Origin of the sequence: Streptomyces albidoflavus, from assembly GCF_000719955.1 — a bacterium.
Lineage (GTDB): Bacteria > Actinomycetota > Actinomycetes > Streptomycetales > Streptomycetaceae > Streptomyces > Streptomyces albidoflavus.
This window is the reverse complement of sequence record NZ_JOII01000003.1, coordinates 13,194-30,767: the sequence shown is the minus strand read 5'-3', so window position 1 is coordinate 30,767 and position 17,574 is coordinate 13,194. Positions and strand designations below refer to the sequence as shown.

18 protein-coding genes are annotated in these 17,574 nt (G+C 73.4%); 13 read left to right on the top strand and 5 right to left on the bottom strand.

The window, feature by feature from the left end; translation table 11 throughout:
* Position 1: 1 nt before the first annotated feature.
* The 10 genes from cysC to IF45_RS0103470 all read left to right on the top strand — a co-directional run bounded on the left by cysC (position 2) and on the right by IF45_RS0103470 (position 8,796).
* Complete coding sequence (gene cysC, locus IF45_RS0103515; protein ID WP_003951630.1) at positions 2-667, top strand: adenylyl-sulfate kinase; 666 nt, start codon at positions 2-4, stop codon at positions 665-667.
* Positions 664-1,605 (top strand): sulfate adenylyltransferase subunit CysD, encoded by a 942-nt coding sequence (gene cysD, locus IF45_RS0103510; protein WP_003951629.1) that lies wholly within the window; start codon positions 664-666, stop codon positions 1,603-1,605. The genes cysC and cysD overlap by 4 nt, the downstream gene beginning before the upstream one ends.
* A gap of 2 nt (positions 1,606-1,607) precedes the next feature.
* A complete protein-coding gene (locus IF45_RS0103505) occupies positions 1,608-2,960 on the top strand; it encodes a sulfate adenylyltransferase subunit 1 (RefSeq protein ID WP_030305418.1) in 1,353 nt (450 codons plus the stop codon).
* 1 nt (position 2,961) lies between these two features.
* Positions 2,962-3,126 carry a hypothetical protein gene (locus tag IF45_RS0103500; protein ID WP_008403888.1) on the top strand — a complete coding sequence of 55 codons (165 nt, stop codon included), beginning with the start codon at positions 2,962-2,964 and terminating at the stop codon, positions 3,124-3,126.
* 120 nt (positions 3,127-3,246) lie between these two features.
* Positions 3,247-4,365 carry an ABC transporter substrate-binding protein gene (locus tag IF45_RS0103495; RefSeq protein WP_030305415.1) on the top strand — a complete coding sequence of 373 codons (1,119 nt, stop codon included), beginning with the start codon at positions 3,247-3,249 and terminating at the stop codon, positions 4,363-4,365.
* A gap of 82 nt (positions 4,366-4,447) precedes the next feature.
* A complete protein-coding gene (locus tag IF45_RS0103490; protein ID WP_003951625.1) occupies positions 4,448-5,272 on the top strand; it encodes an ABC transporter ATP-binding protein in 825 nt (274 codons plus the stop codon).
* Complete coding sequence (locus IF45_RS0103485; RefSeq protein WP_003951624.1) at positions 5,259-6,176, top strand: ABC transporter permease; 918 nt, start codon at positions 5,259-5,261, stop codon at positions 6,174-6,176. Before IF45_RS0103490 ends, IF45_RS0103485 begins: the two co-directional genes overlap by 14 nt.
* Positions 6,177-6,178: 2 nt before the next feature.
* Positions 6,179-6,961: a sirohydrochlorin chelatase gene (locus IF45_RS0103480; protein ID WP_030305413.1), complete on the top strand. Its 783-nt coding sequence runs from the start codon at positions 6,179-6,181 to the stop codon at positions 6,959-6,961.
* 668 nt (positions 6,962-7,629) lie between these two features.
* Positions 7,630-8,232 carry a class I SAM-dependent methyltransferase gene (locus tag IF45_RS0103475; RefSeq protein ID WP_015506885.1) on the top strand — a complete coding sequence of 201 codons (603 nt, stop codon included), beginning with the start codon at positions 7,630-7,632 and terminating at the stop codon, positions 8,230-8,232.
* 75 nt (positions 8,233-8,307) lie between these two features.
* Positions 8,308-8,796, top strand: coding sequence for a glutathione peroxidase (locus IF45_RS0103470; RefSeq protein WP_003951621.1), 489 nt, complete (start codon positions 8,308-8,310; stop codon positions 8,794-8,796).
* 118 nt (positions 8,797-8,914) lie between these two features.
* Here IF45_RS0103470 and IF45_RS0103465 read toward each other — a convergent pair whose 3' ends face one another.
* On the bottom strand, positions 8,915-10,126 hold the full coding sequence (locus tag IF45_RS0103465; protein ID WP_003951620.1) for a S8 family peptidase: 1,212 nt from the start codon (positions 10,124-10,126) through the stop codon (positions 8,915-8,917).
* A gap of 625 nt (positions 10,127-10,751) precedes the next feature.
* Here IF45_RS0103465 and IF45_RS0103460 point away from each other — a divergent pair.
* Positions 10,752-11,375, top strand: a complete 624-nt coding sequence (locus IF45_RS0103460) for a DUF6197 family protein (protein WP_030305410.1) — start codon at positions 10,752-10,754, stop codon at positions 11,373-11,375.
* 9 nt (positions 11,376-11,384) lie between these two features.
* On the opposite strand, the gene IF45_RS0103455 is transcribed toward IF45_RS0103460, so the two are convergent.
* Positions 11,385-12,509, bottom strand: coding sequence for a mechanosensitive ion channel family protein (locus IF45_RS0103455; RefSeq protein ID WP_030305408.1), 1,125 nt, complete (start codon positions 12,507-12,509; stop codon positions 11,385-11,387).
* 166 nt (positions 12,510-12,675) lie between these two features.
* Positions 12,676-13,104, bottom strand: coding sequence for a MarR family winged helix-turn-helix transcriptional regulator (locus IF45_RS0103450; protein ID WP_008410987.1), 429 nt, complete (start codon positions 13,102-13,104; stop codon positions 12,676-12,678).
* Positions 13,105-13,219: 115 nt separating this feature from the next.
* Between IF45_RS0103450 and IF45_RS0103445 the strand changes: the two genes are divergently transcribed.
* A complete protein-coding gene (locus tag IF45_RS0103445; protein ID WP_030305407.1) occupies positions 13,220-14,284 on the top strand; it encodes an ABC-2 transporter permease in 1,065 nt (354 codons plus the stop codon).
* 136 nt (positions 14,285-14,420) lie between these two features.
* A complete protein-coding gene (locus tag IF45_RS0103440; protein ID WP_030305405.1) occupies positions 14,421-15,284 on the top strand; it encodes an aminoglycoside phosphotransferase family protein in 864 nt (287 codons plus the stop codon).
* A 55-nt stretch (positions 15,285-15,339) separates the two neighbouring features.
* Here the strand turns inward: IF45_RS0103440 and IF45_RS0103435 are convergent, their stop codons facing one another.
* Together IF45_RS0103435 and IF45_RS0103430 are read right to left on the bottom strand one after the other, a co-directional pair.
* Positions 15,340-16,053, bottom strand: coding sequence for an exonuclease domain-containing protein (locus IF45_RS0103435; RefSeq protein ID WP_008410980.1), 714 nt, complete (start codon positions 16,051-16,053; stop codon positions 15,340-15,342).
* Between the two features lie 124 nt (positions 16,054-16,177).
* Entirely contained in the window at positions 16,178-17,419 is a 1,242-nt protein-coding gene (locus IF45_RS0103430) for a DUF5919 domain-containing protein (RefSeq protein WP_003951613.1), read from the bottom strand.
* Between the last annotated feature and the right edge of the window lie 155 nt (positions 17,420-17,574).

The window sequence follows — 17,574 nt, the reverse complement described above, 5'->3', positions numbered from 1 at the left end:
CATGACCACCACCGACGCACCGCCCACCGGGGCGGCGACCTCGCAGATCCAACCCCCGCAGCACCATCCGCAGAGGCAGGAGAAGAACGTGACGGGAGCCACCGTCTGGCTCACCGGTCTGCCGAGCGCCGGCAAGACCACCCTCGCCCGGGAAGTGGCGGCCCTGCTCGCCGCCGACGGCCACCGCACCGAGGTGCTCGACGGCGACGAGATCCGCACCTTCCTCTCGGCCGGGCTCGGCTTCGAGCGGGCCGACCGGGACACCAACGTCCAGCGCATCGGCTTCGTCGCCGAACTCCTCGCCTCGCACGGCGTGACCGTGCTGGTCCCGGTCATCGCGCCGTACGCCGACAGCCGCGCGGCCGTCCGCGAGCGGCACGCCAAGAACGGCACCCCGTACCTGGAGGTGCACGTCGCCACGCCGGTGGAGGTCTGCGCCGAGCGTGACGTGAAGGGCCTGTACGCGCGTCAGGCGGCGGGCGAGATCAGCGGGCTGACCGGGGTGGACGACCCCTACGAGGTGCCCGAGGCCCCGGACCTGCGGATCGAGACCCACGGCTCGACGGTCGCCGAGTCGGCCGAGACCCTGCGGACCCTGCTGGCCGGCCTGGGACTCCTCACCCCCGCACCGCCGGCCGGCTCCGACGACGAAAGGCGCAGCGCATGACCACCGTCGCTTCCTCCGCGCGGGCCGCCGGCCCCGAGACCCCGTACGCGCTGAGCCACCTGGACGCGCTCGAGTCGGAGGCCGTCCACATCTTCCGGGAGGTGGCGGGCGAGTTCGAGCGTCCCGTGATCCTCTTCTCGGGCGGCAAGGACTCCATCGTCATGCTGCACCTGGCGCTGAAGGCGTTCGCGCCGGCGCCGGTGCCGTTCTCGCTGCTGCACGTCGACACGGGGCACAATTTCCCCGAGGTGCTGGAGTACCGGGACCGCACGGTGGCCGAGCACGGGCTGCGGCTGCACGTGGCCTCGGTGCAGGAGTACATCGACCGCGGTGACCTGCGAGAGCGTCCCGACGGGACCCGCAACCCACTCCAGACCGTGCCGCTGACCGACGCGATCCGCGAGCAGCGTTTCGACGCGGTCTTCGGCGGCGGACGGCGCGACGAGGAGAAGGCCCGCGCCAAGGAGCGGGTCTTCTCGCTCCGGGACGCGTTCTCGCAGTGGGACCCGCGCCGCCAGCGCCCCGAACTGTGGCAGCTCTACAACGGCCGCCACGCCCCCGGCGAGCACGTCCGCGTCTTCCCCCTCTCCAACTGGACCGAGCTGGACGTCTGGCAGTACATCGCCCGCGAGTCGATCGCGCTGCCGGAGATCTACTTCGCCCACGAGCGGCCGGTGTTCCGCCGCAGCGGCATGTGGCTGACGGCCGGCGAGTGGGGCGGCCCGAAGGACGACGAGCCGGTCGAGACCCGTCTGGTGCGCTACCGCACCGTCGGCGACATGTCCTGCACCGGCGCCGTCGACTCCGACGCCACCACGCTGGACGCCGTCATCACCGAGATCGCCGCCTCCCGCCTCACCGAGCGCGGCGCCACCCGCGCCGACGACAAGCTCTCCGAGGCCGCCATGGAGGACCGCAAGCGCGAGGGGTACTTCTAACCGTGACCACCACCGCCACCACCACCGCCGAGCAGCTCTCGGCCACCACCCTGCTGCGGTTCGCCACCGCCGGCTCCGTCGACGACGGCAAGTCCACCCTGGTCGGGCGGCTGCTGCACGACTCCAAGTCGGTCCTCACCGACCAGCTCGAAGCCGTCGAGGCCGCCTCGCTCAGCCGGGGCCACGAGGGCCCGGACCTGGCGCTGCTCACGGACGGCCTGCGCGCCGAGCGCGAGCAGGGCATCACCATCGACGTGGCCTACCGCTACTTCGCGACCCCCCGGCGCCGGTTCATCCTCGCCGACACCCCGGGCCACGTGCAGTACACCCGCAACATGGTCACCGGTGCCTCCACCGCCGAACTCGCCGTGGTCCTGGTCGACGCCCGCAACGGCGTCGTGGAGCAGACCCGGCGCCACGCCGCCGTCGCCGCCCTGCTGCGCGTCCCGCACGTCGTCCTCGCCGTCAACAAGATGGACCTCGTCGACTACGCCGAGCCCGTCTACGCCGCCATCGCCGAGGAGTTCACCGCCTACGCCACCTCGCTGGGCGTCCCCGAGGTGACCACCATCCCGATCTCTGCGCTGGCCGGGGACAACGTGGTGGAGCCCTCGGCGCGGATGGACTGGTACGCCGGCCCGACCGTGCTGGAGCACCTGGAGACCGTCCCGGTCAGCCACGACCTCACCGCGTGCGCCCCGCGCTTCCCGGTGCAGTACGTGATCCGGCCGCAGAGCGCCGAGCACCCCGACTACCGCGGCTACGCGGGGCAGATCGCCTCGGGCGCGCTGCGGGTGGGCGAGGAGGTGGTGGTGCTGCCGTCCGGGCGGACCACCACCGTCGCGGCGATCGACGTGCTCGGGGAGCCGACCGACATCGCCTGGGCGCCGCAGTCGGTGACGGTCCGCCTCACCGACGACGTGGACGTCTCGCGCGGCGACCTGATCGCGCCGGTGGCCGAGGCGCCGGAGCTGACCCGCGAGGTCACGGCGACCGTCTGCCACGTGGCGGACACCCCGCTGACCCAGGGGCAGCGGGTGCTGCTCAAGCACACCACCCGCACGGTCAAGGCGATCGTGGAGGCCATCCCCTCCCGGCTCACCCTGGACGACCTCTCGCAGCACCCCGAGCCGGGGCGGCTGGAGGCCAACGACATCGGCCGGGTGCGACTGCGCACCGCCGAACCGCTGGCGCTGGACGCCTACGCGCTCTCGCGGCGTACCGGATCGTTCCTGCTGATCGACCCGGCGGACGGGACGACGCTGACCGCCGGGATGGCCGGCGACGCCTTCGCCGACAGCACGGCCGCCGCCGAGCCGGCCCCCGAGGCCGACGACGAGGGCTGGGACTTCTGAGATGACGACGGACGGCAGCACCGCTCCGGGCGCGGACCGCGCCCGGCACGCCGACCCCGGCCACTTCTTCGCCGACGTCTACGGGACGTTCGCGAAGGAGGGCGGCCGGGTCGGCAGCGGGGCGCTCGGCAGCGGGCAGGGCGGGGTCGCGCGATGTGCGCGCTGACGTACGCGCACCGCTCGCGCGCCCACACCCCCCACCCGCTGAACCGAAGACCGCCGACCGCCCGGCCGCCCCGACGACGGGGCCCCTGACAAGCGCCGGGCCTGCGAGAGGACACCCTCCGTGCCTGCCAGCCGTCCCCCGTTCCGTACCCGTACCCGCGCCCTGGCCGCCGTCGCGGCCCTGCCGCTGCTCGTCGGCGCCCTCGCCTCCTGCGGCTACGGTTCGGACGCCGCCGACGACAAGAAGCCCGAGAAGGCCGCGGGCGGCAGCAAGCTCTCCACCGACCAGGTGAAGATCGGCTACTTCCCGAACCTGACCCACGCCACCGCGCTGGTCGGCGTCGAGAAGGGCCTCATCGAGAAGGAACTGGGCGGCGCCGAACTGGTCCCCTCCACCTTCAACGCCGGGCCCTCCGAGATCGAGGCGCTCAACTCGGGCTCCATCGACATCGGCTTCATCGGCCCCTCCCCGTCCGTCAACGGCTACGTCAAGTCGAAGGGCGACAGCCTGCGCATCATCAGCGGCTCCGCCTCCGGCGGCGTCAAGCTGGTCGTCAACCCCGACAAGATCAAGTCGGTCAAGGACCTCAAGGGCAAGAAGATCGCCACCCCGCAGCTGGGCAACACCCAGGACGTGGCCTTCCTGCACTGGATCTCCGAGCAGGGGTGGAAGGTCGACGCCCAGTCCGGCAAGGGCGACGTGTCGGTGGTCCGCACCGACAACAAGATCACCCCGGACGCCTACAAGTCCGGTTCGCTGGACGGCGCGTGGGTCCCCGAGCCGACCGCCTCCAAGCTGGTCGCCGACGGCGCGAAGGTGCTGCTGGACGAGGCGGACCTGTGGCCGGACAAGAAGTTCGTGATCACCAACATCATCGTCTCGCAGAAGTTCCTCAAGGAGCACCCGGACGCCGTCGAGGCGGTGCTGCGCGGGTCGGTGAAGACCAACAAGTGGATCAACGACAACCTGGAGGAGGCGAAGGCGTCCGCCAACGACGCGCTGAAGACCCTCACCGGCAAGCCGCTGCCCGCCGAGGTCCTCGACCCGGCGTGGAAGTCCATCCAGATCACCGACGACCCGCTGGCCGCCACCCTCGACTCGCAGGCCGAGCACGCGGTCAACGCCGGTCTCCTGGAGCAGCCCGACCTGAACGGCATCTACGACCTGCGGCCGCTGAACAAGGTCCTCAAGGCCGAGGGCGCGCCCGCGGTGGACGACGCCGGGCTCGGCGTCAAGTAACCCGTCCCGTCCGGTACCCCCGACCGCAGCCCGTCCGCCCGCTCACCCCGGGCGGACGGGCCCCTTCCCGGAGGTGACTCCCATGACCACCACGGTCACCGAGGCAGGCCCCGCAGACGGTACGTCCGCCGGCGCCGCGCCGTCCCCCGCCGCCCGCATCGCCCACGTCTCCAAGTCCTTCCCCGGCCCGGCCGGGGACCAGCTCGTCCTCGACGACATCACCCTGGACGTGGCGCCGGGCGAGTTCGTCACGCTGCTCGGCGCCTCCGGGTGCGGCAAGTCCACGCTGCTCAACCTCGTCGCCGGGCTGGACGCGCCGAGCGCCGGCACCATCGAGACGCCGGGCCGCCCGGCGCTGATGTTCCAGGAGCACGCCCTCTTCCCCTGGCTGACGGCGGGCAAGAACATCGAACTGGCGCTGAAGCTGCGCGGCGTGCCCAAGCCGGAGCGCCGCCCGCGCGCCGAGGAACTCCTGGAGCGGGTACGGCTGGCGGGCGCCCACGGCAAGCGGGTCCACGAGCTGTCCGGCGGCATGCGCCAGCGGGTGGCGCTGGCCCGGGCGCTGGCCCAGGACAGCCGGCTGCTGCTGATGGACGAGCCGTTCGCCGCGCTCGACGCCATCACCCGCGACGTGCTGCACGACGAGCTGACCCGGGTCTGGCACGCCGCCAACGACGACCCCGACGGCCGGAAGCTCTCCGTCCTGTTCGTCACGCACAACGTCCGCGAGGCGGTCCGGCTCGCCGAGCGCGTCGTGCTGCTGTCGTCCCGTCCCGGCCGGGTGGCCCGGCAGTGGACGGTGGACATCCCGCAGCCGCGCCGCATCGAGGACGCGGCCGTCGCGGAGCTGTCCGTCGAGATCACCGAAGAACTGCGTGGGGAGATCCGCCGCCATGGCCAGCACTGAGACCCGCGACGCCGCCGAGGAGGCGGCCCGCGAGCCGAAGAAGCCCTCCGAGGACCTGGCCGGCCTGGAGGCGGGACTCGACGCCCTGGACGCGGTCCCCACCCGCCGCACCTCGCTGCGCGACACCTTCGTCCGCAAGGTGCTGCCGCCGCTGGTCGCGGTCGCCCTGGTGCTGGTCGTCTGGCAGGTCCTGGTCTGGGCGCAGGTCACCGAGGAGTACAAGCTGCCCTCGCCCGGCGCCGTCTGGGGCGAGGTCACCGACGCCTGGTACCAGGGGACGCTGCTCGGCTACATCTGGACCAGCGTCTCGCGCGGCCTGCTCGGCTTCCTCTTCGCGCTGGCCATCGGCACGCCGCTGGGGCTGCTGGTGGCGCGGGTGAAGTTCGTGCGGGCCGCGATCGGGCCGATCCTCTCCGGCCTCCAGTCACTGCCCTCGGTGGCCTGGGTGCCGCCCGCGGTGATCTGGCTGGGCCTCAACGACCAGATGATGTTCGCGGTGATCCTGCTGGGCGCCGTCCCCTCCATCGCCAACGGCCTCGTCTCCGGCGTCGACCAGGTGCCCCCGCTCTACCTGCGGGCCGGACGCACCCTCGGCGCGACCGGGCTGCGCGGCACCTGGCACATCGTGATGCCGGCCGCCCTCCCGGGCTACCTGGCGGGGCTGAAGCAAGGGTGGGCGTTCTCCTGGCGGTCGCTGATGGCCGCCGAGATCATCGCCTCCTCCCCGGAGCTCGGCATCGGCCTCGGCCAGCTCCTGGAGAACGGCCGCGTCGCGAGCAGCATGTCCATGGTCTTCCTCGCCATCCTGCTCATCCTCGTCGTCGGCGTCGCCATCGACCTGCTGATCTTCAGCCCGCTGGAGCGCTGGGTACTGCGCAACCGCGGGCTGCTCGCCCGGAGCTGACCATGCGCCACCTCACCCTTCCCTCCTCCGCGTCCGCCGCGCCCGTCCTGATGGTGGTCGCCCACGGCAGCCGGGACCCCCGGCACGCCGCCACGGTGCACGCCCTCGTCGAGCGGGTCCGCGAGCTCGCCCCCGGCCTGCGGGTCGAGCCCGCCTTCCTCGACTTCGACGCGGAGACGGTGCCCGTCCTGCTGGAACGGCTCCACGCCGAGGGGGTACGGGACGTGGTGGCGCTGCCGCTCCTGCTGACCCGGGCCTTCCACGCCAAGGCCGACCTGCCCGCCGTCCTGCGCGAGAGCGCGGCCCGGCTGCCGCTGCTGCGCGTACGGCAGGCCGGGGTGCTCGGCCCGTCCCCGCTGCTGGTCGCGGCGTTGGAGCGGCGGCTCGGGGAGGCCGGGGTGGAGCTGGGGCAGCGTGGCTCGACCGGGGTCGTGCTGGCCTCGGCGGGCTCCTCCGACCCGGAGGCGATCGCAGTGATCGCAGAGATCGCGCGGGAGTGGCGGCGTACCGGTTGGTGCGCCGTGCGGCCTGCGTTCGCCTCCGCCTGCGGTCCCGGGCGTCCCCGGACCGAGGACGCGGTCGCCGCGATGCGCGCCGGGGGCGCGCGTCGGGTGGTGGTCGCGCCCTACGTCCTGGCGCCCGGGCGGCTGCCGGACCGGATCGCGGCGGGGGCCGCCGGGGCGGATGTCCTGGCGCCCGTGCTCGGGGCTGCGCCCGAGGTGGCGCGGCTGGTGCTGCGGCGCTACCGTGAGGCCGGGGCGGGTGGGCGGCTGGTCGCCGCCTGATCCTTCGGCGCCTCTGGGCTGGGCTCGGTGGCCTCAAGCGCCGGCCGGGCTCGAAGATGGCCTCAACCGCCGGCCGGGCTCCGAAGGTGGCCTCAAGCGCCGGCCGGGCTGAGTTTCGGCTGATCTCCGAGCCCACACGCCTGTTACCGATGGCCTCAAGCGCCGGCCGGGCTGGATTCGGCTGAGATCCGGCCTCAACCACCGGTCACTGATGGCCTCACACGCCGGCCAGGCTGAGTTGTAGCTGCTCTCCGGCCTCAAGCACCGGTTTCCCACAGCCCCGGAACGCCAGCCCGTTCCCCCCTGAGCCCGGCCGGCGTTTGAGGCCACCCCTGAGCCCGGCCGGCGTTTGAGGCCATCCTGAAGCAGCACCCGGAGCCGGACCCGCACACTCCGAGCCCGGCCGGCGTTTGAGGCCATCTTGAAGCGGCACTCGAAGCCGGACCGACGCACCTCCAGCCCGGCCGGCGCTTGAGGCCACGCCTGGAGCCGGGCCGGCGCTTGAGGCCACCACCCCCGAAGCCCGGCCGGCGTTTGAGGCCATTGAGCCTGCCCGGCGTGTGAGGGCAAGGGTTGCCGGTTCGGCAAAGAAGTTGGCCTTGTTCGGGGGGCGGGCCGCAGGTTGGGGGTCCCGGCGGTCACCGAGGCCGCCCCGCGGAGGGAGCCGCATGGACGCCCAGTACTGGGACGAGAAGTACCGCAGCACGGACCAGCTCTTCAGCGGCGCGCCCAACGCCGTCCTGGTGGCGGAGGTCGCGGAGCTCCCCCCGGGCCATGCCCTGGACCTGGGCTGCGGCGAGGGCGCCGACGCCCACTGGCTGGCCCGCCACGGCTGGCGGGTCACCGCCGTGGACATCGCCCCGACCGCCCTGCGCCGGGCGGCCGAGGCCGCCCCCGAGCTGGCGGACCAGGTGACCTGGACGGCCGCAGACATCACCCGCACACCCCCGGCGCCCCGCACCTACGACCTGGTCAGCGCCCACTACTTCCCGCTCCCCCGCACCGCGGACCACACCGCGCTCCACGGCCTGCTGGAGGCGGTGGCCCCCGGCGGCACCCTCCTCTTCACCGGCCACGACCTGGCCGACCTGGCGGACCACCTGGAGCAGGAGTACACCCCGCACGACTTCTACCAGCCCGCGGAGGTGGCCGCCCTCCTCGGCGAGGAGTGGACGGTCCTGGTCGACGAGACGCGCCCGCGCACCACCCCGCCGCCCCCGGGCACCGGCCACACCCACGACACGGTGCTGCGGGCCCGGCGGCGTCCGTAGCGGGGGCGGGGGGCCGACCGGGCCGCGGGTATCGTCGGCCCGGTTGGCCCGTACCTCTACTCCCCTAGGAGCGACATGTCCGTCCTCGACGTCGAGATCGACGCCCTCACCGGCGGTTCCGCCGACCTGTCCCAGTACCGGGGTTCGGCGGTGCTGGTGGTCAACGTGGCGTCCCGGTGCGGCCTGACGCCGCAGTACGCGGGGCTGGAGAAGCTGCACCAGCGGTACGCGGCACGCGGGTTCACCGTGCTGGGCGTGCCGTGCAACCAGTTCATGGGGCAGGAGCCCGGCACCGCCGAGGAGATCGCCACCTTCTGCTCGGCCACGTACGGCACGAGCTTCCCGATGACGCAGAAGACCGACGTCAACGGCGCGGAGCGGCACCCGCTCTACACCGGGCTGGTGGGGACGGCCGACGCCGAGGGCCACACCGGGGACATCCGCTGGAACTTCGAGAAGTTCCTCATCGCCCCGGACGGCACGGTCGCCGCGCGTTTCGCGCCGCAGACCGAGCCCGAGGCCGAGGAGATCGCCGCGGCCGTGGAGGCGGTCCTGCCCCGCTGACGCGAACGACCGCCGTGCCCCGTGGGGGTGGGCGCGGCGGTCGTCGGCTGCGGGGCGGGTGCCCCGGGCCGGAGCCCGGGACACCCGGTGCCGAACGGGTCGGCGGGGTGCGTCGTGGTTACTCGACGACCTTGAGCAGCAGGTTGGGCGTGCCGGCGCTCGGGTTGGTGATGGCGTCCGGGGTGGCGCCGTCGGTGAGCGCGGTGGCGACCTCCTCCGGGGTGGCCTCCGGGTTGCCCCCGAGGTAGACGGCGGCGGCGCCGACGACGTGCGGGGTGGCCATGGAGGTGCCGGAGATGGTGTTGGTGGCGTCGTCGCCGGTGTTCCAGGCCGAGGTGATCTCGGAGCCCGGGGCGTAGATGTCGACGATGTCGCCGTAGTTGGAGAAGGAGGACTGCGCGTCGTCCTCGTCCGAGGAGGCCACGGTGATGGCTTCCTCGACGCGGGCGGGCGAGCTGGACGAGGCGTCGCTGGACTCGTTGCCCGCGGCGACGCCGTAGGTGACACCGGCGGCGATGGAGTTGCGGACCGCCGTGTCGAGGGCCTCGTCGGCGCCGCCGCCGAGGCTCATGTTGGCGACCGAGGGGCCGGAGTGGTTCTCGGTGACCCAGTCGATGCCGGCGACGACCTGCTCGGTGGTGCCCGAGCCGTTGTCGTCCAGGACGCGGACGGCGACGATGTTCGCCTTCTTGGCCACGCCGTGGGCGGCACCGGCGATGGTGCCGGCGACGTGGGTGCCGTGGCCGTTGCCGTCGTCGGCGTCGTCGTCGCCGTCCACCGCGTCGTAGCCGGAGGTGGCGCGGCCCTCGAAGTCCTCGTGGGTCACGCGGACGCCGGTGTCGATGACGTAGGCGGTGACACCCTCACCGGCCGCGTCGGGGTAGGTGTACTCGCCGTCGCCGGCGGTCTCGGTCTGGTCGATGCGGTCCAGGCCCCAGGAGGGCGGGTTGGTCTGGGTCGCGTCGATGGTGAACTTCTTGTTCTGGACGACCTTCTCGACCGCCGGGTCGGCGGCCAGGCGCTTGGCGTCCTCCAGCGACATGCCGGCGGTGGAGAAGCCGTTGACGGCCGAGCCGTAGTTGCGCTTGAAGGTGCCGCCGTACTCCTTGGCCAGGCCCTTCTTCTCGGCCTTGCTGGCCTTCTCGTCGAGCATGACGATGTAGCTGCCGGAGACGGCGCCCTTGGCGGCGGTGCCGTAGACCTTGCCCTCGGCGGGCGCCGGAGCGGCACCGGCGAAGGGGCTCGCGAAGACGGTCACACCGACCGCCATGGCGGTGGTGGCTATCGCGGCGGTGAGCTTGGTCCTGCGAGCACGCTGGTGAGTTGCCATGAAGAGGGATCTCCTCGCGCTGTGTGGGGGGTTGTGAGGGTGTGCGGCGCGCTCCGTCCGCCCGAGTACGGCAGTGGGGGTGGGGCGGGTGGTGCGGCCGGACGCCAACTGCCCCGCAGATTCTCGCGAATTGCTGGGGCTGGGACGAAACACTGTCTGATTGACGCGCGCAGATCAAGACCTTCATGAGCCTGTGACTTGTTCAACAAGTTTTCGTAATCACAAATCCGCGACCTGCTGACACTTCGGGCACCGGCGGTCGCTTCCCCCACTTTCCGGGGCCATGCGGGTCACGCACGTGAAGGTTCTGCGAGCGTTCCGGCGACTTGGTGATCACCCGGTCGGGGCTCGTGAGCACTCGTGGATACGCCGCACGCGCCCGGCACGACCGGAGCGCGGCGCCCCAGTTGAACCGGCCACCGGCTGGCCGGAACCCCACGGCCACCTCCGCGCCACGACGTCGAGATCCAGCCACCCGATCGGCCGGTAATCCACGTCGGCGCCCCGGCATTCCGTCCGCCGAACGGACGCCGCCCACCTCGCAGCGGTACAGGGGAAGGGCGGGAAAGCCGACATAGCACAGCGAACGACGCGTACCGGATACCGCCCGTCGCTGGAGACCCCCATGACGCTCTCGCACGCTCCCTCCCCCGACACCCTCGACGAGGAGGCGGCCCGGCTCCACGAGTCCGCCGTCTGGCAGGAACTCGTCGCCTCCTGGCCCACCACCGCGCCCCCGGAAGAAACCTGCCTCCGCCCGGCCGCCCCTCAGGAGGAGTGGCGCGCCCTGCTCTCCGTCCCCGTCGCCGACCTGGTCGCCGAGGCCGCCCGCGCCCTGCCCGCACCGGACCCGGCCGTCGCGTCCCCGCTCCCGGGCAGGGTCGGGGCGGTCCTCCCCGACCGCCTGTACGGCTGGCGGCGGGCGGGCCGCGTCGAGGTGCTCCCCTCGGTCCACATGGCGTACGCGCGCCGCGTCCTGGTCGAGTGGGGGTGGCAGAACCGCCCGTACCGGATGCGGAACCTGCGCGGCGCCCGCTGCCTGTGCGGCGCCCTGCTCACCACCCACCGCCTCGGCCACGGCAGCCTGGACACCGCCAACCGCTCGGCCGCCTGGCTCATGACCGAACTGCGCGACCGGGGCTGGCGCGACCTCATCGGCCCGTGGAACCGGGCCCCGGGCAGGACGGCCGCCGAGGCCCTGGAACTCCTCGACGCGGCGAGAGCACGGGCCCGGCGCGCGGGGGAATGAGAGGAGCCGTCAGCCCCGGCCGGTGTCCGGCAGTTCGCGGTGCTCGTCGGCGGCCGTGCCGTCCTTGCCCAGGAGGCCGCCGGCGGGCCGGGGCGGGACCGGGTCGGCCGCGCCCGTGGTGACGCGGGGCAGTGCGTACGGGTGTTCCTCGGCCAGCCAGACGAGGAGCTGTTCGCGGACGGTGCAGCGGGCGGTCCAGATGTCGTCGGCGTCCCGGGCGGTGACGACCACGCGCACCTCCATGGTGGTGGCCGTGGAGTCGGTGACCGCCAGGCTCCAGGAGCGCCGGTCCCACGCCTCGCAGTGCTCCAGGATCTCCTCGGTCTTCTTGCGCATCAGGCCGAGCGGCGCCCGGTGGTCGAGCTGGAGGAAGACCGACCCGGTCATCTGCACGCCGCCGCGCGACCAGTTCTCGAAGGGCTGGCTGGTGAAGTAGGAGACGGGCATGGTGATGCGCCGCTCGTCCCAGGTGCGGACCGCGACCACGGTGAGGGTGACCTCGTCGATGACGCCCCACTCCCCGTCGACCACCACGGTGTCGCCGAGCCGCACCATGTCGCCGAAGGCGATCTGGAACCCGGCGAAGAGGTTGCCGAGGGTGGACTGGGCGGCGACACCGGCGACGATGCCGATGATGCCCGCCGAGGCGAGCATCGAGGTGCCGACCGCGCGCAGTTCGGGGAAGGTCAGCAGCATCGCCGCGCCCGCGACCACGCAGACCACGGCGGTGACGATCCGCATGATGAGCGTGACCTGGGTCCGCACCCGCCGCACCCGCGCCCGGTCCGCGGACATCGAGGCGTACCGCGCGTACGTCGACTCCACGGCGGCGGCCGCGGCGCGCAGCACCAGCCAGGCGGTGGAGGCGATCAGGACGAGGGAGAGCACCTGCCCGATGCCCGCCTCGTGGTCCTGGATGATGTCCAGCTTGGTCTGCCGGTAGGCGCCGCGCAGGATCGCGGTGAGCAGCACCACCTGCAGCGGTGGCCGACAGCGGCGCAGCAGGCCCCAGAGCGGGGTCTCCGGGTGGCGGGCGTTGGCCCTCCTCAGCAGCAGGTCGGCGAGCCAGCCGAGCAGCAGGGTGAGGGCGAGGGCACCGCCCACGACGATCAGCGGACGCAGTACGTTCTCCATGACTCCGGGTGCCTGAGGCGGGACGGGGACGGGGGCATGACCGTACCGCCGCCCGCGCTCCGGCCGGGGGGAAGGGGGAGCGCGAGGCGTGCGGCCGGTCCGCAGTGCGCGTGCCCTTCCCGGACAGGAGGAAACCGCGCCCCGGGTCCCCCGGGCGGGCGCCGCGTCAGTTCCCGTCGGCGCCGTTGTAGCGGAGCAGGTATCCGGCGAACCGGTCGAGATCGGCCTCGTCCCAGTCCCCCAGGCGTTCCCGGTAGGCGGCGCGGCGGACCTCGGTGGCCTCGTCGAGGGCCTGTTTGCCGCCCGCGGTGAGATGGAGCACATGGACGCGGTGGTCGTCCTCGGCCGTACGCCGCTCGATGAGCCCGGAGCGCTCCAGCGCCCCGATCTGCCGGCTGATCGTCGACTTGTCGAGCAGGTAGTGGGCGGCGAGGTCGGTGGCGCGCATCCCCTGCCGGGTCTCCAGATGACTGAGCAGGGTGTACGAGACGAGCGACAGCTCGGGGTGCAGGTGCGCGGCGGCCGCGCGGGCACGGCGGGCGAAGGCCGTCATCTCGCGCTGGATGGTCTCCAGCGCCTCGTCCCGGTGGTTCACCGGCTCACCTCTTTCCCTCCGAACAAGTAGTTGTATAGTACAAAGTAATCAAGAAGTTGTATGAGCCAACCATCGGCGTGGGGTCCGTGCCACGCCGGTGCGGGAGAACGATCCGATGTCTTCAGTCAGGGAACCGGCGGCGCACGCCGCCGCCTCCTCCGGCGCGCTGCGCCACGTCCTGCTCCACCTGGTCACCCCGCTGCTGATGTGCCTGGGGATGGGCCTCGCCTACCTGAGCGCCTTCGTCAGCCCCGAGCCGCACCAGGTCCCGGTGGCGGTGGTCGGCTCCGGCCCGCAGACCCAGGTGCTCGCCCAGACCCTGAAGGACGAGGGCGGGGAGGCCCTGGACGTCCGCACCGTCGCCGACCGCGGCGAGGCCCAGGAACTGCTGCGCGGCCAGGAGCTGTCCGGCGCCTTCCTCCCCGACGCCGACCGGCCCGAGCTGCTGATCGCCTCGGCCGCCTCGGACATGAGCGCCCTCGCGGTCCAGAAGGTCTTCACCCCGCTCGCCGCCGAACAGGGCGCGCCGCTCACCGTCACCGACGTGGCCACCCCGGTCGACGACGACCCCACCGGCCAGGGACTCTTCTTCCTCCTGGTCGCCGTCAGCATCGGCGGCTACGCCTCGGTCGCCGTGGTCGGCGGCGCGGGCGGCGCCCTGCCGATGCGGCTGCGGGCCCTGCTGGTCGCCGGCGTCTCCCTGGTCGTCAGCCTCATCGGCACCGCCCTCGCCGGCCCCGTCTTCCACCTGGCCCACCACAGCCTCTGGGCGGTCTGGGTCCTGAGCTGGCTCTACGCGGCGGGCATCCTCGCCATCGGCACCGGACTGCACACCTTCCTCAAGCGCTGGACCACCCTCGCGATGATGGTGCTCTTCGTGATGCTGAACTTCACCAGCTCCGGCGGCCTCTTCCTGCCCCACCTCCAGAACGGCTTCTTCGGCGCGCTGCACGCCTTCTGGAACGGCGCCGGTTTCGTCGAGGGCCTGCGCTCCGTCCTCTACTTCGACAGCCGCGGCCTGGGCGGCCACCTCTGGACCCTCGTCGCCTGGCTGGCCGTGGGCGCCCTCGCCCTGCTGGCGGCGGCCGCGTACGAGCGCCGGGGGCGCCGGGCCGCAGCCCTGGCGGCCCCCGGCCCCGAGGAGGCGGAGGAGGAGATGGAGGAGTCGGTCGCCGTCTGACCCGCCGCCCCTCGCTCCCCACGCCCGCTGCTCACTGTGCCCCGCCGGACCCGTCCCGGCGGGGCACAGCAGGTCCGGGAACCGGCTGTGCCACCGGGGTGAAAGACTGGCCGCGCACCACACCTACGGAGGAACGATGGACGAGCCCCAGGCCAGATCCGTACTGGCCGCCGCCGGCCTCTCGACCCCCGCCGAAGAGGCGACCCTGCTGGCCTTCGGCGAGAACGCCGTCTTCGCCTTCGGCGACGTCGTGGCCAAGGTGGGCCGCGCCCCCGAACTCCTGGAACGCGCCCGCCGCGAACTGCGGATCGCCGTCTGGCTCCAGGAGCAGGGCGTCCCGGCCGTCCGCGCCGTCCAGCCCGAGCCGCTGCTGGTCGACGGCCACCCCGTCACCCTGTGGCGCCGTCTCTCCGAGCCGGTCCGCCCGGCCGCCCCCGCCGACCTCGCGGCCCTGCTCCGCCAGGTCCACGCCCTGGAGCCGCCGCCGTTCGGCCTGCCCCGCCGGGAACTCCTCGGCGGCGTCGAGCGCTGGCTGCGCCTGGCGGGCGACGCGATCGACCCGGCCGACGCCGACTACCTGCGCGAGCGCCGGGACGGCTTCGCCAAGGCCGCCGCCGCCGCCCTCGTCCCGCACCTGCCGCCCGGCCCCATCCACGGCGACGCCCTGCCGCGCAACGTCCACATCGGCCCCGACGGCCCGGTCCTCACCGACCTGGAGACCTTCTCCTCGGACTTCCGGGAGCACGACCTGGTGGTCCTGGCCCTCTCCCGCGACCGGTACGGCCTCCCCGCCGAGGAGTACCGGCGCTTCACCTCGGTCTACGGCTGGGACGTACGGGAGTGGGACGGCTGCGCGGTGCTGCGCGGCGCCCGCGAGACGGCCAGCTGCGCCTGGGTCTCCCAGCACGCCCCGGGCAACCCGAAGGCGCTGGCGGAGTTCCGCCGCCGGGTCGCCTCGCTCCGCGACGGCGACACCGAGGTCCGCTGGCACCCCTTCTGACGACGGGCCAGGCCGACGCCGTCTCTCAGAGTCCCTCAGGGTCCCTCAGGGTCCCTCAGGCGGCCTCGGCGTGCAGCGGCCACCCACCGTCGACGACCGCGCCCCGTTCCCCCTTGCGCCGCAGGTACGCCTGGAAGTCGGCGGCCCGCTCGGCGGCCCAGCCGATCTGGCGTTCGTGCAGCGCGGCCGCGCCGAGGGCGGCGACCTTGGGGTGGCGCAGGGCTATCGCCCGGGCCAGCCGGGCCGCCGCCAGGGCGTCCGCCGAGGCGTCGTGGGCCTCCTCCAGCGTCACGCCGTACTCCGCGCAGACCGCCGAGAGGCGGCGGCTCCCCTTGCGGTACCGGTCGACGGCGCGGTCCACGGTGAGCGGGTCGATCACCGGCCCGACCGGCGCCCCGCCGAGCCGCTCGGCGAGCGAGGGCAGCCGGTGGCGCCGGAGTTCGGCGGCGAGCAGGGTGAGGTCGAAGGGGGCGTTGTAGGCGACGACGGGGACGCCCGCGCGCCAGTACCCGGTGAGTGCCTCGGCGACCGCGTCGGCGACCCGGTCGGGCGGGCTGCCCTCGGCGGCGGCGCGGGCGTCGGTGATGCCGTGGACGGCGGTGGCTCCGGCCGGGATGGGTATGCCGGGGTCGGCGAGCCAGGTGCGGTGGCCCCGGCGCTCCCCGTCCGCCACCTCGATGACGGCGGCCGTGACGATCCGCGCCTCCCGCGGGTCGGTGCCCGTCGTCTCCAGGTCGAAACCGATCAGCAGCTCCCGGTGCCAGCCCATGGCCGCCCCTCCTTTTGTGCGTTCCCCCAGTGGTGCCCCACCTTCGCACGCACCACCGACAGCGCCCCCGCCGTCCGCTCCGCCGTGGCTGCCGCCTGCCCGGCGGAGCGCGGGCCACACCCGGTCAGGAGACGGGCCGCGAGTCGGCCCAGGCCAGCTCGAACTCCTCGCGGTAGGTCTCGAACAGCCCGTTCTCCCCGGGGCCTTCTCCGCGCACCACGCGCCCGCCGCCGCGCAGCACGAGAACCGGGGCCTCCATGCCCCGGGTGCGCCGCAGGTAGGACTGGACGACCGCGACCCCGTCGGAGCCGTCCCCGTCGACCAGGTACGCGGTGAAGCGGGGCGTCTCGTCGTACACCTGGATCTCGAAGGCGCCCGGGTCGCGCAGGCGGGCGCGGACCCGGCGCATGTGGAGGATGTTCATCTCCACCGAGCGGCTCAGCTCGCCGCGCTTGAGGCCCAGCTCGCGTTCGCGGCGCTTGACGGCGCTGGAGGCCGGGTTGAGGAAGAGGAGCCGGACGCGGCTGCCCTCCTCGGCGAGGCGGACCAGGCGGCGGCCGGAGAAGTTCTGCACCAGCAGGTTGAGCCCTATCCCGATGGCGTCCAGCCGCCGGGCCCCGCCGAACAGGTCCTCGGCGGGGAACTGCCGCAGCAGTCGGACCCGGTCCGGGTGGACGCCGACCACGTCCGCGTACCGGTCGCCGACCAGGTCCTCGACGGCGTCGACGCGCAGCCGCCGGGCCGAGGGCACGTCGGAGCCGGCGCCGAGCATCTCCAGGAGCACCGCCGAGGCCCGTTCGGCCTGGGAGAGGACGGCCTGCGAGAGGGCCCGGTTGCGGGAGACGACGTTGCGGGTGACCTCCAGCTCGTCGAGGGCCAGCTCGACGGCGCGCCGGTCGTCGAAGTACGGCTCGAAGCAGGGCCAGTGCTGCACCATCAGCTCGCGCAGCTGCGGCAGGGTGAGGAAGCTCAGCACGTTGTCGTCGGCCGGGTCGAGCAGATAGCCCTTGCGGCGGCTGACCTCGCGGACGGCGACGGCTCGCTGCACCCACTCCTGTCCGGCGGGCCCGGCGGCGGCCACCACCCAGTCCTCGCCGTGCACCGGCTCGTAGACCGGGCGCAGCACGGCGGCGACCACGGCGCGCAGCCGCTGTTCGACCAGATTGAGCCAGATGTAGGCGCGCCCGGCCCGCTGGGCGCGGGTGCGGACCTCGCTCCAGGCGTCGGCGCCCCAGTCCAGCTCGGGGCCTATCTGGGCGCCGGTCTCCACCGGCCGCGCCAGGGACACCGCTCCGGACGGGACCTCCCCGGAGCCCCCCTCGTGACCTGGGTCACCAGGGGGCAGCTCCAGCCCTCCCGAGCTCACCCGCGTACCGCCTTCCGCTCCCCGGAGGCCCCCGGCACTCCCCTGTTCAACGATCAAGGAAGGGTACTCCGGGTGTGGCGGGTGTGCAGCCCGATGCCCGGGGTCCTCTCCCAACTCGACGGGCCGTCAAGGCCGTTGCCGGAAGCCTAATGGAC